Below are 23,253 nucleotides of genomic sequence, written 5' to 3' on the forward strand. Positions count from 1 at the left end.
GGTTGGTCGGCGGTCGTTGGTGCGGGTTTGTGTTTTGCTCGTGGCATGGTATCCCCTTACAAGCCTATTCTGGAAATGCTCGTCTTTGGGTTGGGAACCAAATACACACGCTATTGTACAGTCTCTGACGCGCAGGCGCTGGAGGCTATCAAACTGTTGATAGGTCGTCGCGCTCAGTGCGTTAGTCGTCGCAATCCGATTGCCAAACAGATCATAGCGATAGGTTGTCGTGGCTCCGGTCGCATCGGTTTCCGCTACCACCCGATCATAGCCATCATAGCTGGTCGTATTTGTTGCGCCGGTCGCATCTGTATTGGTAATCGGTTTGCCTGCGCCATCGGTAGCCGTCGTCGCCGCCACCACGCCCAGGGGATCGATGCGCTGGCTCGGTTGCCCCGTCGCTCCATCGTAGACGGTGGTGCTCGTTCCGGCGGGCGTGGTCGTGCTGACCAAGCGTCCAACCCCATCATAGGCATAGCTGGTTACCATCCCCAAGGCATTGGTGATCGCCGCCGTTTGACCGAGCGCGGTATAGCCATAGGTGGTGACCCCACCCAGCGGATTGCGCTCCTGCTGTTTGAGTCCCGTGGCGGTATAGGTATAGATCGTGGTCGCGCCGAGGGCATCGATCGTCATGCGCAACTGGCCCGTGATTGGATCGTAGACTGAGTGGGTCGTTGCCCCCAGCCCATCGGTTTGGGCAATCAATTGGCCAAGTGGGTTGTAGGTCATGGTCGCAACCACGCCGAGCGGGTTGGTGATCGCGGTGGTCAGCCCTAAGGCATTATAGCCATAGGTGGTGGTTTCGCCGAGCGGGTTGGTCGTGCTGCGCACGCGGCCTTGCGGATCATACGTTAGTGTGCTGGTCAGAATCCGCTGTTCTTCGAGCAGCCAGCGTCCAGTTGCGGCCACCAGCCGTGTCCCAGGAACGTAGGCATAGGTCGTTTTGGCTCGCAGAGTATTCGTATGATCATAGGTCGCCTCCGCCGTCACCAGATCAGGAAACTGCGGATCGTCATACGAGCGCTGGATATACAAATCATCGGTGGGATCGTCCATCACCCCAAAGGCATCGGTGTAGATCGGCTGGCCATTGGCATTATAGATATAGCCGGTTTGGCGGAATTCATAGGCTCCGGCCCGCAACTCGGCCCGTACATCGTCAAACGCCGCCGGGACTTCCAAGCGCTCAACGCCCGAGGGCACCATGCGGGCTTGGAAATTGCGCACGGTTTTGTGACAATAGTCGGTCGTGGCGGCCAAGGCGCGTTGGCGTTGTTGCGATTCCGCCCCCGGCGTACAGCCACTCTTATATTCGGTTCCTTGATAGGGCGATTCAGGATGATATTTCTCGAAATCAACATTGCCAAGACAATCGCGGCGCATCCGCTCAATGGTTTGTGAGGTCTCACCCAGCGATTGGGGTAAAATACCGCCAAATAGTGATAAGGCTCCATTGAGCGTATACCCAATCTCGACCAAGGTCGGATTTAAGCCGAGTTCTTCCCCGGTGAAACACGATGGTTCTGCCGCCGCAGCGCTCGCACCGCGTGCTGCGGTTGACGGGAAGAACCACGCCAATTCCTCGGCGGTTGGCGTATGCAATTCTTGCTGCACCACATAGGCCGGATTGCGACTCTCCATACGCTGATAACGATAGGCGGTTTGGGTTGCGCCATTCAGGCTGATCGTGCGTAGGTGATACCCTTCTCCAGCAACCTCAGGTGGGGTGTAGGTGAAGGCCAGCGTCGTGCGAGCTGCCGTCGCACCGAGCGGATGCTCTGTGATCGTTGCAAGCAACAGGCGGCTACGATCGCCATCGACCACACTGCTATAGCCAAAGCGATACTGCCGCGCGACTGTCCCAGCAACACGGGTTTCGAGCATGGCCAGCCGTTGGCTGGTATAAAACAGGTCAGAAGGCTGCTGATCGTTGCCCATGCCGCCAGCTGTCCGTGGCTCGTAGTGGAACACCACCTCGGCGGTTGGCGCAATCCCATGCTGCGGATTGCCGCCCCATGCCACGCTTAATGGATAGCCCGCTCGTTCATACACCGCCCCCGCATGGGTCGCGGTCTCGGTGGCATACGTCCATTGCTGGCGATTGCCGAGCAAATCCGTCACATGATCAAGATTCCAGCGCCAGTGGTGGGCATTTCCAGCGGCATCCCGCATGCGCCAGGCACTCGTGGCACTTGCGCCAAACTGCCACGTCCGGCCTTGTTGATCCGTCATCACCCAATACCAGCCACCATCCACGCCGTGGCTTGCGCCGCTCTGGCGGGTGATCCGCAGATCCCAGCCATCAAGATCGCTGCTTTGGGCACTTTGGCGATCAAGCTGATAGGTGGTGTCGCCCAACGTCCAGTCATGCACCAACCGCCAGAGGTGACCATGCCAGAGCAGCGCATAACTATCATCAGCGGGGTCACTGGGAGTCAGGTCGGGGAGCCGCAGCACCGCATATTCGGGCACGGCAACCCCGGCTCCTGCTAATGACCCTTGCTGCGCACGGCCAAGATCGGCCAAGGCGCTTTGCACCCGCAGTGACCAATCCATAGGCTGCATTGGTCCGGTCGGGAGCAGTAAGGGAATATTCTGGGCACTGGAGCCATTCTGCTCGATGCGGTCATACGAGAGCAAGGCAGGCGGTAGCGCAGGTTGGGTTGGGTCTTCAACGGTCGGTGGGACAACGATAATACTATCGCTACTCACCGAGATCACCCCGTCCGGCGACCGATACATCGCAAACACCCGCTGTTCGCCTGGGCCTGATGGCAGCGTCCATGGCAGAGTTAATGGAATGGTGTACTCAATAACTTGCGGCTGCCCATAATCGTTCGGATTGGGAATACTGCCTTGTGTCAGCGGAATGGCTGCCCATGTGGTTGGTGTGATGCTTGGACTGTGGCTTAGGCCAACCGTCCACCCTGACGCGATCGGGTTAAGGTAGCCGAACGGCGGCGTTATCGTAATGACGACCGTCTTGGTGATCGTCGTTGCTGCATCATTATTCACAAAAATGGGAAAGCGCTGAGGATCATGCCCAAAGACCGCTGCACTGGAATTCCCAACTAAGCCCACCCCAGCATAGTAATAATTGGGGTTAAGCAAGGCTTCGCGATGGCCTTGGGAACTAGTCATCCACATATTAACCGCTTGGGACGGCCTAATGGTATTATCGCCACCCTTAATTTGGACAGCATTTTCAGCAGTTGTGCCTTCAAAACCAAAACGTCGGCCCCGATCAATATGCGTACTCCCATCGCTTCCGGTATGGCCTAAGAAATCATGGGTAAACATATCGGTTGCTTGCACATGGCCCGCTTGGCGTAGGGCATTACTATAGGCTAATGGGGCTAAACCGAGACTGGTTCGTTCAACATTAATTAAGCGCAGCGCCTCACGTTCGTCCGGACTGGCAAACGCATAATACTCATCCTGATCATCGGGTTGCACTGATAGCAAGCCAGGCGTTGCGTGGAGTTGGATGGTATAGTCATTGCGGAGCAGGAAATCGTCGTTATCAATTTCGATGGTATACTCATCGGTATACGCCCCATCAAAGCGGGCTTGTTGACTCAGATCATAGTGTGAAATCGTCATCCCATCACTATAACTGGTGGTATAACTCAAGGTTGATGAAATGACCCGCGCATGCGCTGGATCGCTTGCCCGATAAAAGCGCAGACGTGGGATAAACTTCGTGCCACGAATTTCGAGGGTATAGGTCTGATGCGGCAGTGTTGGAATGCGTACCCAGTCTTTGCCAGCTACCGTGGTGCGAGTATACCATTGGTTTGCCGTCAACAAGAGAGCGGTGGCTTGGGTGCGGATCGGCTCCGCCAATGGCGCTTGAATGCGCTCCACCAGCACACTATACCGCCAGTCATCACTGAAGGTTTGGATATTGCCCAGCATGGAGACATGCAGGGTGTACCACCCCGTCGTATTGGCATGAAAGAGGTAGTCTTGAATCCCCCCATGCGCGGCATCAAGGCTCATCGCACGGCCATTGCCAAGAATATCAATAAAGGGATAGGTTCCCGTTGCTTGCCCAAAAATCGTGACCCGATACAAGGCCGTGGCTTCCCCTTGAAACCGGAGATAATCGTGATCAAGATTGCTGCTGAAGGTGCCATGATACGGCTGATCAACCTGCATTACGGTTGCATGAGCCAAATCATTATTTGGCTCGCTGGGGTTATTGCAGATATACGGACACGTCGCAATGCCCAATTGATAGCGCACAACCGGATCATTCAGCCCGGTCTTGACCCGAATGTGGTAGGTTTGGCCGGCGCTTAATGGGTGCACCACCTGCTCACCGCTGGCCAGCAGGGTTGCTCCTGCATACAACTCGATCTCGGTGATCGCGAAATCCGTCGCCTGATGCAGTTGCAGGTGATAGGTTATCGCCGTGGTTGGCGTGAACTGATACCAATCCTCATCGAAATCGGGCGTGGTGGTGCAGAGCGTCGCCATCGCACTAAATCCAACGCTTGCGGTCGTCGCGGTTGCTGCTGCGCTATTGAGTTCATCAGCACACGGATCAACGCGCACCATGCGTAAGCGATACTGCATCTCTGCGCCCGCTTTCGGACTCGTTGCCCGCACATAGACCTCGCCGCTGGTGCTGGGTGTCCACACCGCCCACGTGAGGCCACCAAGCCGATCACTTAAATAGTGGGGTGGTGAGGCGAGGTCAGAGATAGGCTGATTATATTGATTGCGAAAACTCACGCCCATGCCGCTGGCATCGGGATGATCGGATGTCAGCAGCAGGCGATATTCCGTTCCCGCCTGAACCGCTAACCGATACCAATCGTAGCGGTCGTTGGCATGGGCACAGAAGGCTCCTGCAAGCTCGGCGTGTTGCAGCAGTTGGGCCTCGCCAACACTGTCATCAAGCGGCATCCCCGCATCACGGCAGGCATTGCTGGCGATCGTGAGGGTATAGTACGGCATGGCTGCGCGGGTTGGATCGGTTCGACGCAGCTGAATATACAGTGGTTCATCCGCAACCGCCAGAAAGCTCAGGCGTGGCGTGCGGGATAACGCGGTGATCGTCGTATTGGGGTGCACCAGCGTTTGGGCATCACCACGATACACCCGAACATCGGTGGTATAGTCCACACTCAGGTCACTGAGGGCAAGGCTATACCATGTTCCTGCCGTCCCAGTCACGGTATACCAATCTTCATCACCCCGACAAAACGACCGTCGAGCAGGCATGCCCAGCGTCAGCACTTCGGCTTGGGCTGCGCTATTATTGGCGGTTTCGGTGGTGCTACAGACCGTATTTCCATGATCAATCCGAACACGGTAATAGAATCCAGCTGGTTGCTGGCGCGTTGGAAATGAAGTAATCCGGAGAAAATAGCTTCCATCGTTGGGGACAACGACGCTCACCTGTGAACCCCACGAGAAGGAAATACTCTGCAGATGCTGCGGTGATTCTGCATCATCGTTTTCGGCTAACAGGGTTCCTTGGGCATCGTATACCGCAAGCACCGTATCAACCCCAGGATAGAGGTTGGTGGTATTGATCGTATATGCCCCACCGGCGACCCCCTGAAACGCAAGCCAATCCACATCATCACGCGCACAAAAGGCCTGCGTGATGGTGGTGCCCAAGCGCAATTCAGTTGCTTGGGCTTGGTTATTATTGGGTTCATCGGCATCAACACACTGATTCATCGATACCCGTGGCACGACTGGGGTGGGTGATGCACTGGCGATCGGGAATGGCTCCCAGGCAATCGGTGTGATCGCAGCTGGCAACGGGGTACTGGTTGCACTCGGCGTAGCCGTGGCAGCGGGCGTGGCCGTCACCACGGGCGTTGCGCTGCTGATCGGCGTGGCCGTGGCAGGAACGCTGCTGCCGACCGCCCATAACACGGCGGCATCAAACAAGGCCCAACCTTCGGCAGTTGCCACGAGTGGCGTATCATCATTGAAAAAGAAGCCAACCCGCCGCGCAGGAGCCGTCGCACTCACCATGACTGCGCCTTGGTCGTAGCCAAAGATCACGGCTTTGGTCGTGGTGCTGGAGGTTCCGGCAATCCGCACGGCATTCGCATTGGGACTGCCATAGGGCATAGCGCGGCCAGCACTCATCACGCTGACGCTGCCACTCAACCCCGCCGCCATGGGCTGGCTCGGGTTTTGGATCGTCAGCGTGGCTTGGCTGGCGGTTGTGCCATAATCCGTGCCCAAGGTCGTACTGGTCATGCCCATCTCAAGATCGTACAGGCCATTTTCCCAGAGCATGACCGGAACCGCCACATCACGGAAGGCGTTGCCAATCGTGCTCGAACTGACCGTTGAGGAAATCAGCACCAAACGCTGACCATTGGCACTACTGCTGCTGGCAGCACTTTGCACCACCGTGGTGACACTATAGCCCAGACTCGTGAGTTGCTGCACAATTCGCGCATCGGCGGAACCGACAGCGGGAGTACTGCCCACAATCAGCACCACCGGGCCACCATGGCCTGGTGATGGGATCGTGGTTGGCGCTGCGCTGGTAGCGGTTGCACTCGGAAGTGTGGCGGTAGGTGTGGCCGAGGGAGCCGTGGTTGGAATAATCGGGGTGGCTGAGGGAGCCGTGGTGGGCGTAGCGGACGGCACTGCCGTCGCCGTGCTGGTTGGAGGGCCAGTCGTGGCTGTCGGGCTGGCGGTGGCCGTGGCAGCAATACTGGTTGGGGTAGGTGTTGGCGCAGGCGTGCCCGAACCAGCCGCCCATGCGACCGCCGTATCAAACAACGTCCAACCATCGGTGGTTAAATCTAAGGCCGCCGTTGGATCAAGGAAAAAGCCAACCCGTCGGGCTGGAGCGATTCCGGTCACCATCGCCGCACCCGTATCATAGGCAAAATACATGTGGCGGGTCGTCCATCCGGTAACCGTGGCAATCGGGGCAGCGGCGGTACTCCCACGGCCAAACGGCAGTTTGTGCGCCGTCGCAAACACCGTCACCGGCGAACTTAAGCCAGCGGCTAAGGGATGCAGCGGATCGGTCAGGACGAGTTGGGTCGTACTAGGGCTACTGTCATAGCCATAATCGGGGCCATTCGCCGTCCCCGTCATGCCCAAATCATCATACACCGCATGCTCATTGACCACCATCGGCACGGGCGTGTTCGCAAAGGTCGCGCCAATTTTCCCCGAATCGACGGTCGCCGAGATATAAATCAAGGCTTTGCCATCCGCATCGGCGAGGGTTTCTTGATCATGGTTTTTGCGTACAACCGTGTAGGTTATCGCTAAACGCGCAGCAATCGCATCATCTGCTGCCGAGGCAGCAGAACCAGTCAACAACAACACCGTCCCCGCTGATTGGGCAACCGGTCGGGCTGCGATGGGGGGTGATTCAACCGAATGAATGGTACGGGCCACGGCGACATCAGCACGTGGCAGGAGATTGGCGAACAGTGAACACAACGTTAAGACAGCAGTAAACCGCCGCCAGACACGGGTTGTCATGGGTACTTCCTCTTCTACTCTGAGAACGATCACTCTACTAGTCTCTCAGAGGCTGGGCCTGATTATCGCTGAGGCCAAGGCCGATTGTCAAGTCGGATGTGATGGTCACCAGGCATCAATCACTGACCCCCACCACGCGCAAACAACGATTTCGAGTGCAAGCCAACCGCAGACGATTGCGATCCTGCCGTTATGCGCGATGCGATGGAGAGCGCGAAAAACGCGGGCGCACTCGCCATGGAACGGCATCACTGGCGCACGCATCGGCTCAGACCAGCAGCTAGACTATCCACCTGCGAACAGCTCAGCACCAGCATCGCATGCCATCGGCAGCGGCCTTGGCACTGGCGGACTGGAATGTGGTGATCACCAATGCGCCGCGCACGCTGATCAGTCCGACCGTTGGTGCGGGTGCGCTGGCAGATTGAGTTGCTGTTTAAGCTGGGGAAAGCCATGCCCGCCTTGATGACTGGCGCACGGCCAACCCGGCACGGGTCTTGGGTGAAATCGATGCGAAATTGATTGGGTTGGTCTTCCAGCAATGGCTGCTGGCGGCCAGCAGTTGGCATGATCCGGAGCGGAGTTTGTTCAAAGCTGCACCGATCGTCGCGGGGATGGCGGGGGAATTGGCCAGCACGCAGGCTGATCCGCCGCAGTTTCTACGAGTGCTGACGCAGCTCACAGCGCTCATCCAGCGCTGGGCGACGACCAATAAACGCCATCAGCCGCCGACGACTGCCCAGCGTTTACGGGCAGTCACGGCAGCATCACAATAAGCTTGATGCGCATGGGGGGCTTAAAACCTACCCTTGGAATGTAAGGAGGTGAGGGCATGTATCTATTTACGAGTATAGGGCAGCCAAACATGGTTGGTTAGACTTTCGGGTGGGATGGTTGGGCGTGGGGTTGGGCTGGGTGTTGGGGTGGCTGAACCAGGCGGAGTCATATAGGGAAATTGCTGGGTTCCAGTGCGAATCACATCATCGCCAAGCCCAATATTTTCATCAACAATTATATTGCCATAGACATCGGTGGTGCGAAAGCTGTAGGGGCCAGTGCCCATACCGGTCTCGGCAATAAAATAATTAAAAATAAAACGTGGGGCAACTTTATAAGCCGCTTGACCCATGCGATATTCAAATTTGGCGATAGCATTACGATGATTGCGGGGCTGCACCGCCGTCCACCATTGGCTACTACCATCTTTGAAATGATAACTGACCTTGCCTGTGGTGGCTGAATTGCTGATTAACTGCCAAGTGATCGGCACAATGCCAGTAACTCGATTGGCGATGCGGTCGAAGGCTTGTGGGCTAAGGTCGATATGACCAGTTTGACATTCAGGGCAGCGGTCGGTAATTTGGACTGTGACCGATCCCAATGGCCCAGTAATTTTAACGAACGCGCCACAATAATCGGCGGTAGCATAATCGGGGTTATTCATGGCCCCGAATAGCAAATCGTTGGGCACAGGAATACTACAATTGCCCAAACCAGTGGCGGTGTAATGGGTAGCTTGGCCTTGGCGAATTGCCCAAGGATTGGTGATTGTGGCCGGATTTTGGGCAAAACTCTGTTGTTGCCACGCATAGCTGCCAAGCAAAATCATGAACAAACTTGCAAACAATAACCAGCGCGTAAAATGATGTCGAACAAGCATACAACCTACCTTTAACTAATAATTAATAGTTGCCACTCTACGCAAAGCAACGCTTGCTGTCAAGTTGCCAATAATTGAGGCTTGCATAATCGATATTTTTGCAGTATCGTTATATGAGCCTAGCACAAGAATCAAACCCCAACGGCAAGCGACTGATCATCTCTAACCATCAAAAGTTAACTGATTCCTAACATTTAATTATAGTTAAAAAATGATTAAGGAGGATCTGATGACGAATGGAGAGTCAGCTACAGGACGACGTGACGATACGATTGCCGACTATATGAAAATCCTTGCAAGAGATTGGGAATTAGAAGATTGGTTTGTATGGCCGCCTGATACCTTTGCATTTACCTCGCTACTGCTCAAAAAAACCGGAATTTATACCTTAGTGATTGATTTGCCTGATGGTGAGAAATGGCCAGATAATAGCGACGAAATTTTACCAACAGAACATTGTGATTGTAAAGAGACCAAAATATTGTATGAGCAAGCATTTGAGACGATTCAATTCGAATGGTTTAACTGGATTCAGTCTGATGATAAACCAACGACAACAATGCCTCCAATATTATTTAACATTAAAGAAGAAATGCAACAATTATATACGATTGTTCATATTGATGAACTCTATAGTTTGACTATACAGAATGAAAATGGATTTGGAATCGATGAATTTAATCAAAATGCTTGGCGATATTGCCAGCTTTTATTAAGTTTGCATATGCTTGCAGATCAAGCATGCGCTGGAATGGGAACACCATCGGCCAATCGATTGGCCGATGATACTACAAAAATTGCGCATGGTGTTGCTAATATGTTTTTAACTTTACATGGTAGTTTATCTCGCCTGCCAATTTTAACTGTACGGGTATTACCAAAAATGCGTACATCACGCTCAGGTATTACGCTACGCTCGCTCTCACACCATGTGACAGCTCATCGAACTGAAGTTGATATTCAATGGCGGACTATGCCATGGGTTAATATCGACGATAATACCCTAAATATTTTAATTGTTCCTTGGCCATATCATATTAAATCGTCATCGTTTTCACCAAGCAATTATACAGTTAATCGTGATACCAAAGAGCGAACTCGCTACTTTCAATATCATGGCGAGCGTGAAAAATTTACTCCTGCTGCTTTAATTTCAATGATTCAGAACAGCCAAAAAAATGTTGCGCGAATTCATTTAATTGTTTTCCCTGAAGCGGCACTTGATGAACAAAATTTTGATAGTTTGTTGTGGGCTTTGCAAAATAGCGAAGATTTAGACCGAACACAGCTACCAATGGTTTTAGCTGGTATTCATGATTCCACATCAGAGCGTTCAACAAAACTTGGTCGGAATAAAGTAATCTTGGCAACTTTTTTTGCAGGTAAATGGTATAAAATGCGCCAAGATAAGCATCATCGTTGGAAGTTGAACCCACCGCAGATCACGCGCTATGGGCTTTCAGGAGTTTTAGGCGGCGAGAATGATTGGTGGGAAGCAATTCATATTCCAAAACGGCGCTTATCGGTCTTGGCTCCCAATAACTGGTTAACGCTTTGTCCATTAATTTGTGAAGATTTGGCGCGTTTGGAGCCAGTTTCTGAGCTGATTCGTGGGATTGGCCCAACCTTGTTGATAGCCTTGTTGATGGATGGCCCACAACTTAAATCGCGTTGGCCTTCGCGCTATGCCACGGTTATGGCTGATGATCCTGGGACTTCGGTCTTGTCGGTTAGTTCCTTAGGGCTTGTTCGTGTATCACCAGATAAAGATGGTAAAACTGGTTCACAAGTGATTGCTTTGTGGAATGATCAAGAATCAGGGCTTAAAGAGATTTCAGTTGATGACCCTGAATCTGGTGGGGTTATTCTGACTATTTCAGCTGTTTGGAATGAAGAAATAACTGCTGATGGCCGAAGTGATAACCACAATGCCGCAGTTTTTACGTTTCAGAATACCTATCAGGTTCGTAGCGGAGCACAAAATCATAATATCGAATTGAATTTGAATAAGAATTTTAATCAAAGTGATAAAAATGATTTGCAAGAAATTTCAATATTTTCTTCGTTTATTGATACCATTTTTGATTTGAATGATACATATTGTGATGAGATAAAAAGTTGGATCGTAGATGATACTAGAGAATTTGAAATAAAATCAACGATAGGTAAGATGTACAAAGATTTATTTGATATATTTAAGGACAAGTATAATACAATGAATCATCATAATACTACAAGTGATCATGAGGATTTAGATACATATATTAATTGGATATTTAATGCAATAATTGAAATTAAGAAAAAATACAAAGTAAGGAAAGAAAATATATATGAAATATTTGTAGATATCGTTGGCGATATACTCAATAAAGTTGAAGGATATAAATTTGTAAGTGATGTATTTAATGAAAAAAGTATTTATATATCATATAACAATATAAATATAGATATAATGAAATTATTCAATAAAGAAAAGGATGAAATACCAAATCACCGAAAGATTAGAATTATTATTTATGACTGTCTGGCAATCTTGTGGACAATTCATACACGATTGAATTATTTACGAAAACATGGTAATTTTCATCAAAAACATGCTGAATTATCACACCAAATTGAACAGTTATGGGCTGAGAAATATGATGAAAAATGGTTATTAGCTCGGCAACGGGAGAAAAAATAAATAAGCAATCCCCAGCATGGTTTGGTTTCATGCTGGGGATTTTTGCTTAAACCTGAGCGATTGGTTTGAACCAATTCAATTTTAAGCCCAACCAAACGACCAAAGTAGCCAAGCCAATGCACAAACCCGCTGCAATAAAGACCAATTGTGGCCCTGAGATATCGAACATATAACCGCCAGCTTGGGTTGCCAACAATGGCGATAGCCCACCAGCAATTGCGCTAATTAGGCCTTGGGCGGTTGCCAGCAAGGTGGTTGGAATGCGCTCGGTAATTAGGCGAATGATCGCAACCGAGTACAAGCCAAATCCACAAGCCCGAAACATGCCAATTGGAATTAACATCCAGGCTTCGCTAACCATGCCGCTACCAATAAACCCAAGCCCAAGGATTAAGGTTGAGGCGGCTAGGGTTTTAGCTGTGCCAAAACGAGCGATCACCCGATCAGCATTGAGCATCACGGGCACTTCGGTGCTAGCGATCACACATGGCAAAACCCCCAGCATGAGCGTGCTACCGCTGATCCGTTGAATTAGGTTGCCATCGAACATTGAAACCATGCTGAAGGCCGCCCCAACCAAACTAGTAATCACGACAATTGCGATGAATGCGGCATCGCGTGGCGCTTTGGCTGATTTGGTGGCAGTTTTGCGCAATTCAGGCGTATGATCAAGGCTATTAGCCACGATCGCGACCAAACCAGTCATCAACCCTGTCAAAATAAACATCGTTGGATAGCCAGTTTTGGCCCACCAAATGCCACCTAATAATGAGGTGACGGCATAGCCAACCGAACCCCAGAGCCGCAATTTGCCATAAGCCAGTTGATGACGCACGGCCATGCCTGCGATCATGCTATCGGCCAATGGCGCGATTGGTCCGCGTACCACTGCCAAAACGACCATTACTGGCAAGATTGTAAAGAAGGTTGTTGGAAATGCCAGCGCGATTTGGCTTAACCCAGTTAAGGCCAACATGCTTAGGAGTAGCTGTACATGCCAGCCACGTCGATCGGCTGTTGCGCCCACCAATGGGTTGAACAACAGCACTGCTAGTGGGCTAATTGCCCCAAACATGGCTATTTGTTGACCACTTAAGCCAAGGTTGGTGAAATATACATTAATGAATGGAATATACATCCCCACGCTTGACCAGAAACATAAATAGTACAAACTACCCCGAACCCCGGGACGTGCATTCGATCGCCAGAGCGCCAAACGGCTGCCCATACGCTGACTCCTCGTAGATTCCAACAATATGCCAACCTGTGTTATAAGACCATGCTGGGAATTTTGTGCATACAACAAAGCTGACGAGTGCTACGCCTGCCTCGCCAGCTTCATTGCTGCGGTTTTGCATCTGTAGATTGCAAAAAAACGAGCGCTTTCTGGAGCGACTCGTTTTTGCAAAGCATGGGTCTTACTTCACTTCTGTAACGATACAGCTAATTTCTGAAATTGCAAGTATGATCATATGATAACGTTCGAGTAGTCCCTCATCCCCCACGCAGGTGAGGGGATAGACAAGCAGGATTTTGCTGAGGCCGCATTGTTGATTAACGCCTAGACAGCTATGGTACAGTATGCAAGCTATCATCATACTTTCATTGCGAAAGGACATTGCTGTCATGACTGGTCTGCGTCGGCTTCTTGGTCTACTCGTTTTAGGATCGTTGGCGCTAGGCCTGCGTCAACCCACTACTCAAGCGGCTCCCAACGATAGTTTACACCTCACCTTGGGCAATCCTAGCAATGCTGTGGCTGATCCATTAGTGCCAAATAATTATTTAATTGAACGCACGCAGTATGCCTTGGCCTATCAGCGCGATGCGGGAATTCCCGCTTGGGTCAGCTGGCACTTAGAAGTACAAGATTTGGGTAGCACTTCGCGCGGCGATTTTGTAGTTGATACCAGTTTGCCCAGTGGTTGGTATCGGGTCGCGACCAGCGACTACAGCGGTAGCGGCTATGATCGTGGTCATATGACCCCATCAGGCGATCGCACGATTTCGCGGGCGGCTAACGATCAAACCTTCATCATGTCGAATATTATTCCTCAAGCACCTGATAATAACCAAGGCCCATGGGCCGATTTGGAAAACGATTGTCGCACGTGGGCACGCGCTGGCAATGAGTTATACATTATTAGTGGTGGCTATGGTACGAAAGGCACGATTGCTAGTGGTCGGGTTTCAATTCCGGCGGTAACTTGGAAGGTGATTGTGGTGCTGCCAGTGGGGACTGATGATGCTAATCGAGTGGCTGCCAATACTCGCGTGATTGGGATTTGGATGCCGAATGATCAGGGGATTCGCAATAATGCTTGGGAGCAATATCGGGTCAGCGTCGATTATATTGAAAGTATGACTGGCTATGATTTCCTCTCGAATGTGCCGACTGCGGTTCAGGCGATTGTTGAGGCGCAGGTTGATGGTTCACCAGTGGTGACCGTCACGCCTGGAACGGTTTCGCCAACTGCGACCCGCACGCCAACCGCAACGCCAACTGCGACCCGTACCGCTACCCCAACAGCGACGGCGAGCACAACCGCAACGCCAAGCAATACGCCTACCCCAAATACAACAAGCACCACAATTCCCAGCGTAACTCCTTCGATCACGGCCAGTGCTACGCCTTCAGTCAGCGCAACCGTGGTTATTCCTCAATATTATTCCTTTTTGCCCTACGTCACCCAATAACTAAAAAAATGACGCATCCTGCTAATGATACTCCTAGCAGGATGCACTGGTCGAGCGGTTCATCAGGCAGCCAATAACGCGGTTAAAGGCTGCTCGATTTCGCCTAGATTAATCCAATATAAACCAAGATTGGCCTGTGGATTCAGTAGTGTGATCAGAATATGGCTGTGAATTGGCCGAATCAAACACAAGCCTTGAGCCGTCCGAATAATGCTTTCTTCGGTTTGGCCTAGGGCGGCACTAGCAGCAACTTTATCGGCGATGCGCAGCCATGGGCCGCTAATTGACGCTAATTGCTCAGGATTAATCGCCTGGGGCAAGGTTGAGACCAGCAGATCGCCATTTGGATCGATTAATGCTGTGCCAATCAGATCGGTGCTATGACGGCCTAATTGCTCAAATAGTGCCTGCACCTCGCTTGATTGATCAAAGTGATCGGGCGTAATGTATTCTTTTTGGACAGAGTTAGCGGTGGGTAATGTGCCGCCCAAGGCGGTCATGATCCGTTGGATTGATTCTGGTTTGTTCATGTTGTAACTGTCTACTATGTGATGGCTTGAATGATCTAAGGCGTTGCGGAGATGGTCGGGTAGGTTGGATTGTTGTGATACCAGCAAAACGACTGGGCCAGTGATCCAGGGCTGGATTTGATCGGCCAATTTGAGCATGGCTGCATTATCGTTGATTGAATCGATTAACACAATACAGCTGCTTACGGTTTGGGCGAGGTCGGGTAGCACTGGGCTAGCACTCGCGGGGATGCCATACCAGACTGAACGCTGTTCGGCGTAATCTAAATGGCCTATATCCATGGCAATGCTTTGAGAGCTTGGCATGCTCGAAAGCTCAAGCTCATGGCTGCTCCAGGTATCACAAATTTGCTGAATAAACTGGGTTTTTGGTGCTGCTTCAGCGCCAACGACTAAGATTCGCTGAGTTGTCATGGCTACGATGCTCCTGTGTGATCGTTGGTGTTGAGCCTAAACTGCATGCATCTAGCGTGCAGCTAAAAATAGCGTTTGTAGACAGTCTATATCAATTTCCTAACAAAATTGCTTACGTAAGCAAACTAATCACTTACGTTTCAAAAAATCTACCCTAAGCGGTAGATTTTACCAAATATGGGTTGCACCATATAGGGGATGGCACAAAGATTATGCTTATGTTAAAGTTTCGCTATTGATTATAGGTTGATTGCTGAATCGTAATTTTAGCTATCTATAGAGCAAGAAGCTTGCCAACGAAAGTTTACTATGGTAGTAACACTCCAAATCCAACACGCATTAAAACAATCGACAAATCCTGCCCATACGATCGATTTATTGAATGTATGGGCTGCAAATTTACGCCACACCGATTTAGCGCAAGCTTGGAAAATAAATTATCAAGCCGAATATCATGCTCGCAATGGCATATTTGCCCACACACCCTACTACCAAGGCTTGGTAGAGTGTTGGTATTGGCGAGGTAAGTTTTATAGTGTGCATAAAAAATATGCCGAGGCACTTGGTTGTTTTTATAAATCGATGGAATATTGTGATTATGTTGATGATGCATTGCTTAGCTTTGAAAATCAGGCTGCTTGCTATTATCAAGATGCCCCCGATCAGTTTATTGCAAATCGAGTTGATAAATTAGCATTACATAATATCCTTGGAGTGACCTTGGCCTTGCAATTACAGCTTGATGCAGCGTTAGAGCATTATTTAATTGCTGAAGAAATTGCAATTATGACTCACAATGAATGGATGCAAACGATTCTCAATAGCAATATTGCCTATTTATATCGCGTACTTGAGCAACCAATCGAGGCCGAAAATTATTTGCAACGGGCCTTTCAGCGCTTACCTGAAGCTTTAGAAACTCAAGCCCAAAAACGTTTATATGCCACGATGCTTGATAATACCTGTTGGGTTGCGCTGCAACATGGTCAATTATACGATGCCTTGATCTATGCCAATGCCAGCTTGGAATTGTATCAAGCCCTGAGTTGGTCGCAGGGAATTGTCGAGGTTTTGAATATTTTGGGGGTGGTTTATCAGCGGTTTGATCAAGCTGAACGTGCCATGGTCGAATTTGAAGCCAGTTTTGAGTTGGCTCAACGCCTTGGGTTTCAAGAAGATATGATCTTTTCCTTGATCCAGCGTGGTATGCTAGTAGCAACTCAACCGGATTACACCCAAGCCTTAGCGTTGATTCAAGCTGGCTTGGCTTTGGCCTTGGATACCGACGATCTGAGTCAACAAGCCTTGGCTCACAAAGCCCTAGCCGATGTGTACGAACAAACCAACGCTTGTGCCGAGGCCTTGCACCACTTCAAACACTACCATCAGATTCGTGAAAACCTGTTTAACGAGCGCTCAGATCAACGGTTACGGCTATTACAAGTGACTCATCAAGTACTTCAGGCTCAACATCAAGCACGGTTTTATTATCAAAAAACACAGGAATTGGTGGCTGAGATGCAAGAACGTGATCGCCAACGAATTGAATTGGAACGCTTGGCAACGATCGATAGCTTGACTGGCTTATATAATCGTCGCCATTTTTTGGGCTTGGCGCAAAGCTTGTTGGAGCAGGCCTGGCAAGCTGGCAATGCTTTGGCAATTTTATTGTTTGATATTGATCATTTTAAGCAAATTAATGATCGTCATGGCCATCATATTGGCGATCAAATGCTGCAATTGGTGGCCACGACCGCCCAAGCAGCCTTGCGCCAATCCGATTTAATTGGGCGTTATGGCGGCGAAGAGTTTGTGGTGATGTTGACTCGCGTGAGTAATGCTGAGGCGCTGTTGGTGGCCGAACGCTTGCGCAGCACGATTGAACAACAAGTGTTGAGCGATGCTCACCAATCAATTAGCACCACCGTCAGCCTTGGTTTGGCGCTGAGCTACCCACACGCTGAAATTCCCTTGGAGCGCTTGATTCAACAAGCCGACCATGCACTCTACCAAGCCAAAGCCGCTGGCCGCAACAATGTGCAAATCTATACTGCTTAAGTGAAATAGCTCATTATCTCTTCGCATATTAATTCACCACCCTTCCGTCCCGCCTCGAGGCGGGAGACGCAGGGGGCTTTAATCCCCCCTGCACCCCCTAAATGGCAATCAAGGGTCTACATGCATTCATTGATGAACCAGCGTATTGGTGGTTCATCAATGAAACCTACCCCTTAGGCTCTCTCCAGCGTGAGCGATGAAGGGACTCGAAGACTGGAACTCCCCTCGCCCGCCGCAGTGGGCGAGGGGTTGGGGTGAGGGGTATGAAATCGATGCTAGGCAGGTTGTTCGTTGCGCCGTTTGGCCGCATCTTCGCGCCAAAGGGTGATAAACAAGCCAACTGCCCCAAACGAAATTGCCATATCGGCAATATTAAACACTTGGAAAATTGGCAACGGAATCAGGTGCAGCATATCGACCACAAAGCCATAAGCAAAGCGATCGATAATATTGCCCAAACCACCAGCAATAATCGCCGCTACCGCAATTTGGCCAAGCAAGCCAGCTTCACCAAACCAGGTGCGCGAACGAATCAGCATAAACGCAATTACGCCCAGCGCCATGATGCCAAGCAGCAGCGAGTTATTTTGCAAAAAGCCAAACGCCACACCGCGGTTTTCAACATAGACCAGCCGTAAAATGCCAGGAATTGGCTCACGACCTGGGTTGCCCAACGGTGTAAGCGTGTCGAGCGCCCACCATTTGACCCAGCGATCAAGCGCCAAAATCGCCAAAACCATCATTCCAAGGCTTAGATATCGTTTGGTTAGTTTCATAATTTAGTTAAAATTTCCGGATCACCAGTGGTAATCGCTAGTTGATGTTCAAATTGGGCCGAACGTGAGCCATCGGCGGTTTTGGCTGTCCAGCCATCGCGCAGCAAGCGGGTGCGGGCTGAGCCAATGTTGACAATTGGTTCGATTGTGAGGGTCATGCCTGCCCGCAGTTTTAGCCCTTTGCCCCACTCGCCAAAATTAAAAACATCGGGTGGCGTTTCATGCATTTTGCGGCCAATGCCGTGGCCTGTGTATTCGCGCACCACCGAAAAACCTTGGCTTTCGGTGTATTCTTGCATTGCCGCGCCAATATCGCCGATGGTTTTACCTGCGCGGGCTTGGGCGATTCCACGCCACATCGCTTCCTCAGTCACCTTCATCAACTTGGCGCTTTGCGAATCGAGCTTCCCCACCGCGTAAGTTACACACGAATCGCCATGCCAGCCATCTAAACATGCCCCAATATCGATTGAAACGATATCGCCATTGCTGAGCCGTGATTTATCGGGAATGCCATGGCAGACCACATCGTTGACCGAGATACAGGTTGAAGCTGGAAACCCGCCATGGCCTTTGAATGATGGCGTTGCCCCGTGATCACGCAAAAATTGCTCGACCCGCTGATCAAGCTCCAGCAAGACGGCTCCAGCCACCACATATTCGCGCAACATCGCATGGGCTTGGGCAACCAATTGGCCGGCTTTGCGCATTTCATTAATTTGCGATTGATTGTAGATTCTGATTGCCATTGTTTAAAGCACCGTTAAAATATCTGGTTCGCCATCGGTGACCGCTAGTTGATGTTCAAATTGAGCTGAGCGTGAGCCATCGACCGTTTTGACTGTCCAGCCATCTTTGAGCAAGCGCGTGGCGTAGCTGCCAATGTTGACCATTGGTTCAATCGTGAAGGTCATGCCCGCCCGTAAGCGCAAGCCTTTGCCCCACTCACCATAATGTAAAACGGTTGGTGCTTCGTGCATGTTGCGGCCAATCCCGTGGCCAGTGTATTCGCGCACCACCGAGAAACCTTGGCTTTCGGTATATTCTTGGATGGCTGCTCCAATGTCGCCAAGTGTGTTACCAGCCCGCGCTTGGGCGATGCCCCGCCACATTGCTTCTTTGGTCACATCCATCAATTTTTGGCTTTGAGCGTCGATCGTACCAACCGAATAGGTCACGCACGAATCGCCATGCCAGCCATCGAGAAACGCCCCAATGTCAATCGCCACCAAATCGCCATCTTTTAAGCGCGATTTATCGGGGATGCCATGGCAAATCACATCATTAATTGAGATACAGGTTGAAGCTGGAAAGCCCTTGTAATTTTTGAACGATGGGGTTGCGCCATGTTCACGCAAATATTGCTCGACCAATTGATCAAGATCAAGCAAAACTGCGCCAGGAATAACATATTCGCGCAGCATGGCATGCGTTTGGGCAACCAAACGGCCTGCATTGCGCATTTTTTCGATTTGTGTGCTGTTGCGTAAAACGAGTGTCATGTGTTTATTCCCCAATCCATGTACGCCAATCGTCGCCAACCAAGCCACGATCCCGCGCAGATTGCATGGTCTGGCGGCAGGCACAGGTTGGTGCTGTGGGCAAATGTTGTGCAACGCTTGCAATTAATGTATTGCCAAGCTTACTGGCGGCTGTGCCGACAATCCCGACAACAGCGTAACATAATTCTAATTCTTTCGCGAGGTAGGCCGCTGGGGCAGCACTGCGACTCAGGCCATGGGCTTGCCAGGTTTGGGCGGCCTCAAGCGTAGTTTCAGCCTCGCCAACCGCCAGTGTACCACGACTAAACACCCGTTGGCTGATGCTTTGGGCGGCGGTTAATAAACTAGCCCGCAAATCGGGACACCAAATTGGGTTCTGGCCAACAAAGCCATAGCCACGATTGCGAAAGAAGGTCGATGAGCGTTGTTGGGTTAAATCCACCAGTTGGTCTGGAATTAAAATATCGTCAGGTTGGAGCAAGCCATCGCATGGTAGCATGCTGACCGCCTCGATGATCCAACTGACCCCTTGGGATTTGGCGGCATAGATCGCTGCATGCGGATTTGGTTCATCGAGCAAAATTGCCAATGAGCCGCCAGTGCTGCTTTTGGTGGCAAACATCGCCAAACCAAAGGGTGTATTGAGTGAGGTTATGGTAAAGCTCATCGTGTGCTCACCTCGTTAGTTGCCAACAATTGCTCGGCAGTCGCTAGCACAATTTGCAGGCAGGTTTGGGCGACTTCGACCCCAAAGAAACGTGGTGCGCCAGTGCTTGGTTCCACGCCTGTGGCAAAATTGGTTACATAGGCCAACGAGGCAAATTTAATGCCTAATTCGTAGGCCAATAATACCTCTGGCACAAGCGTCATGCCCACCACATCGGCCCCAAAATTGGCCCAAGCCCGAATTTCAGCAGCGGTTTCTAGGCGTGGTCCTTCCGAGCAGGCATAGGTGCCACAATCAAAGCTGCGGGCTTGATAGCGTCGTGCCTGCTGGTAGAGCACGCTAGCACTCGCTGGATCAAACACCCGCTGGGCAATTTGCCAAGCATTGGCATTGGGCAGATCGCCAGCAAAATTGATCGGGCGGGTTTTAGTGCCATTCAGCACATGGTTGAGCACAACCAAATCATGCACCTGCAATAATTGATTGATTGCCCCGACTCCATTCCAGCTAAGAATGTGTTGGTAGCCCAGCTCTTTGGCAGCCCAAATATTGGCGCGGCTATTGACGAAGGGGGGCGAAACATCCAAGCGACCCCAACCGTGGCGCGATGCAAGCCCAATTTTGCCTGCAAATCGCTCTGGTTGATAGATCGCGCCAGCCGTGCCATAGGGCGTTTCGAGCGTTTGATAGCTGCCAGATCCCAGCGTTGACTCAAGATCGAGAAAATAGGTTCCTGTGCCACCGAGCAATAAAATCATGCGCCCCCCAAATACATCAAATCATCGTCATCATCATGCTCATTGCTCGGCGCTGATTCATCCAAAAATTCAGCATCAGCATACTCGATCAGGTGGCCAGTAAATTGTCCATTCAAGCCAAAGACCAAGCCAATACAACCAAAACTGATCGCATGCGGCAGAATCATCAAGAAATCAATCCCGCTGCTTTGGCCTGTCCAACGAGCATGGACTTGAATCACGATGATCAAAAATTGGGTGGCCAGCAACGCGGCGATGGCGCTGGGCGGGGCGCTGGGCAAACCATCCCAAGCATCGCGGCCAGCCTCAAGTGCTCGCCAAGCAATAAAGCCCGCCATAATTAATAAAAACCAGCCAATCCAGCCATTAAAGAGGAAGCGTAGTAGGCCACACCAAACTACAAAAAAACCGCCGAACACCAAGCCGAGTACCAACATTAATCCAGTTACAATCATATGGGCGGCCTTGCGCTGTTGCATGCCTGCTCTCCTATAACGCCATCACAGCTTCACGTAAGGCCTGAACTAAGTGTGGGTCGCCCTCGATGCTGATATTGGCGGCGATTTTGCGGCCAAATAAATACAGCAAAATCTCACCTGGCTCGCCGATTAATTTAACTGCTGCATCGGCGGGCTTAGCTTGGCGTGGAAATCCAGTGCCAACCTGAAAAGCCAAGGCTTGACCATTGGGCCGCACCAGCGCAATAATTCCAGGTGTTTTAAACGAGCGCAACATCATGCGAGCATTGATATGCAGTAATTTCCAAATTAAATCTTGGACTGCTGGCGGCGAGATACGTGGTTTATTCAAGCCAGCGCGGCGTAAATCCTCGTTATGCACCCATTGCTCAACAAAATTAGCCAAGGCTGGGCCAGGTAAGCGAAACGCTAATGGTGGGCCATTGCGCAATTGTTGCAATAAAGCGAACCGCCCTTGCTTCAAGGCCTGTTGCATCAAATCGTCGGGGTGTAAACCTAGCTTGCCTTTGGTCGATTCGGCGACTAAAAAGCGGATTGGTTGAGTTTCGCGGGCGACCATATGCGCCACCAAATGCGTGACAGTCCAGCCTTCGCACAGTGTGGTGGCCTGCCATTGTTCTTTAGTTAACGATTCAAGTAATGCCACGGCATCAGCGCGTTCTTGTTTAAGCAATTGCGAAGCATTCATGGCAACTCCAAGCACTAAAATTCTCAAGATATTGTATCATGCTTCACATTGTGCCGATGGCTAAGGCCAGTTAAACCCGCTTGTGAATAAAGGTAATGAAACCTTCCACGATTTGTGATTGCGCGTCAGTAGTTTCCGGCAAACCGCGTAGCACCACGATTGCAATAATCAATAGAATTAATAAAGCTACGCCAATTGAAATGATCGAAATTGGTTGCATTTTAGCTGAGGCTAGTGGTTGTGGTGCAATCGCTAGTTGCGGTGGTTGTGGCTGACGTGGTTTTGAGGGTGTTGCTGGTTGTGCCACTTGAATCACGGCAGTTGGTTGATCGAGGGCAGCAAGGCGTTTTTGGGCGGTTTGGTTTTGTGGTTCTAGCGCCAAAACCCGCTGTAAACACTCGCGCTGGCGTTCTGGCTCATGGATTACTTCGCTGAGCATCAGCCATGCTAAAACATTCAGAGGTTCTTGTTGAATAACCTGGGCTAGATGGCCTCGCGCCCGTGTGAGATCGCCGCTGAGTAAAGCTGCTTGGGCTTGATTGATTAATTCGTTCATGGAATTGCACCTATTTGGTTAAAAGAGCAGCAGTATTTTAACCAAAAAACCCCCTGGTGCAGGGTAGGTTTTAAGCGCCCTCACCCCCGACCCCTCTCCCACTGCGGTGAGCGAGGGGGGCCAATGGGGATGATGGAAGGGTTCCCCCTCGCTCGGCGGGTTTAAGGGCGGACAGGTTGGGAAATGCCTATCGATCACTGTTCGGTCAATGGCGTATCCCAGTCGTCCGCCCCGTGTGACGGTCGTTGCCCATGGCGCATGCAGCGCCGTTCCGGCCAACGACAGCCGCTCCGCCTC

General features: G+C 50.9%; 16 protein-coding genes. 4 read left to right on the forward strand and 12 right to left on the reverse strand.

What is annotated here, in order from left to right; genetic code table 11:
• Positions 1–7,488 (reverse strand): CAP domain-containing protein (locus tag ABEB26_RS25310; protein ID WP_345724877.1); only part of this gene is annotated, 7,488 nt, incomplete at its 3' end.
• A 518-nt stretch (positions 7,489–8,006) separates the two neighbouring features.
• Between ABEB26_RS25310 and ABEB26_RS25315 the strand changes: the two genes are divergently transcribed.
• Positions 8,007–8,264, forward strand: coding sequence for a hypothetical protein (locus tag ABEB26_RS25315; protein WP_345724878.1), 258 nt, complete (start codon positions 8,007–8,009; stop codon positions 8,262–8,264).
• Positions 8,265–8,326: 62 nt separating this feature from the next.
• Here the strand turns inward: ABEB26_RS25315 and ABEB26_RS25320 are convergent, their stop codons facing one another.
• Entirely contained in the window at positions 8,327–9,148 is an 822-nt protein-coding gene (locus ABEB26_RS25320) for an expansin EXLX1 family cellulose-binding protein (RefSeq protein ID WP_345724879.1), read from the reverse strand.
• A gap of 229 nt (positions 9,149–9,377) precedes the next feature.
• On the opposite strand from ABEB26_RS25320, the gene ABEB26_RS25325 reads away from it, so the two are divergent.
• Positions 9,378–11,831, forward strand: a complete 2,454-nt coding sequence (locus ABEB26_RS25325; RefSeq protein ID WP_345724880.1) for a hypothetical protein — start codon at positions 9,378–9,380, stop codon at positions 11,829–11,831.
• 46 nt (positions 11,832–11,877) lie between these two features.
• Here the strand turns inward: ABEB26_RS25325 and ABEB26_RS25330 are convergent, their stop codons facing one another.
• The gene (locus ABEB26_RS25330) at positions 11,878–13,059 is read right to left on the reverse strand and encodes an MFS transporter (protein WP_345724881.1); all 1,182 of its coding nucleotides are present in this window, start codon (positions 13,057–13,059) and stop codon (positions 11,878–11,880) included.
• Between the two features lie 398 nt (positions 13,060–13,457).
• On the opposite strand from ABEB26_RS25330, the gene ABEB26_RS25335 reads away from it, so the two are divergent.
• Positions 13,458–14,528: a DNA/RNA non-specific endonuclease gene (locus ABEB26_RS25335; protein ID WP_345724882.1), complete on the forward strand. Its 1,071-nt coding sequence runs from the start codon at positions 13,458–13,460 to the stop codon at positions 14,526–14,528.
• 62 nt (positions 14,529–14,590) lie between these two features.
• On the opposite strand, the gene ABEB26_RS25340 is transcribed toward ABEB26_RS25335, so the two are convergent.
• The gene (locus tag ABEB26_RS25340; RefSeq protein WP_345724883.1) at positions 14,591–15,472 is read right to left on the reverse strand and encodes a roadblock/LC7 domain-containing protein; all 882 of its coding nucleotides are present in this window, start codon (positions 15,470–15,472) and stop codon (positions 14,591–14,593) included.
• Positions 15,473–15,781: 309 nt separating this feature from the next.
• Between ABEB26_RS25340 and ABEB26_RS25345 the strand changes: the two genes are divergently transcribed.
• Complete coding sequence (locus tag ABEB26_RS25345) at positions 15,782–17,530, forward strand: tetratricopeptide repeat-containing diguanylate cyclase (RefSeq protein WP_345724884.1); 1,749 nt, start codon at positions 15,782–15,784, stop codon at positions 17,528–17,530.
• A 275-nt stretch (positions 17,531–17,805) separates the two neighbouring features.
• Here the strand turns inward: ABEB26_RS25345 and lspA are convergent, their stop codons facing one another.
• The 8 genes from lspA to ABEB26_RS25385 form a co-directional block, all read right to left on the reverse strand.
• A complete protein-coding gene (gene lspA, locus ABEB26_RS25350; protein ID WP_345724885.1) occupies positions 17,806–18,306 on the reverse strand; it encodes a signal peptidase II in 501 nt (166 codons plus the stop codon).
• Positions 18,303–19,055 carry a type I methionyl aminopeptidase gene (map, locus tag ABEB26_RS25355; protein WP_345724886.1) on the reverse strand — a complete coding sequence of 251 codons (753 nt, stop codon included), beginning with the start codon at positions 19,053–19,055 and terminating at the stop codon, positions 18,303–18,305. The genes lspA and map (ABEB26_RS25355) overlap by 4 nt, the downstream gene beginning before the upstream one ends.
• Before the next feature lie 3 nt (positions 19,056–19,058).
• Positions 19,059–19,808 carry a type I methionyl aminopeptidase gene (gene map / locus ABEB26_RS25360; RefSeq protein ID WP_345724887.1) on the reverse strand — a complete coding sequence of 250 codons (750 nt, stop codon included), beginning with the start codon at positions 19,806–19,808 and terminating at the stop codon, positions 19,059–19,061.
• A gap of 4 nt (positions 19,809–19,812) precedes the next feature.
• Entirely contained in the window at positions 19,813–20,475 is a 663-nt protein-coding gene (locus ABEB26_RS25365) for a phosphorylase family protein (RefSeq protein WP_345724888.1), read from the reverse strand.
• Positions 20,472–21,233 carry an MTAP family purine nucleoside phosphorylase gene (locus ABEB26_RS25370; RefSeq protein WP_345724889.1) on the reverse strand — a complete coding sequence of 254 codons (762 nt, stop codon included), beginning with the start codon at positions 21,231–21,233 and terminating at the stop codon, positions 20,472–20,474. Before ABEB26_RS25370 ends, ABEB26_RS25365 begins: the two co-directional genes overlap by 4 nt.
• A complete protein-coding gene (locus ABEB26_RS25375) occupies positions 21,230–21,712 on the reverse strand; it encodes a hypothetical protein (protein ID WP_345724890.1) in 483 nt (160 codons plus the stop codon). The genes ABEB26_RS25370 and ABEB26_RS25375 overlap by 4 nt, the downstream gene beginning before the upstream one ends.
• 10 nt (positions 21,713–21,722) lie before the next feature.
• Positions 21,723–22,400, reverse strand: a complete 678-nt coding sequence (locus tag ABEB26_RS25380) for a maleylpyruvate isomerase family mycothiol-dependent enzyme (protein WP_345724891.1) — start codon at positions 22,398–22,400, stop codon at positions 21,723–21,725.
• Positions 22,401–22,470: 70 nt separating this feature from the next.
• The gene (locus ABEB26_RS25385) at positions 22,471–22,956 is read right to left on the reverse strand and encodes a tetratricopeptide repeat protein (protein WP_345724892.1); all 486 of its coding nucleotides are present in this window, start codon (positions 22,954–22,956) and stop codon (positions 22,471–22,473) included.
• Between the last annotated feature and the right edge of the window lie 297 nt (positions 22,957–23,253).

It is taken from the genome of Herpetosiphon gulosus (assembly GCF_039545135.1).
GTDB lineage: Bacteria > Chloroflexota > Chloroflexia > Chloroflexales > Herpetosiphonaceae > Herpetosiphon > Herpetosiphon gulosus.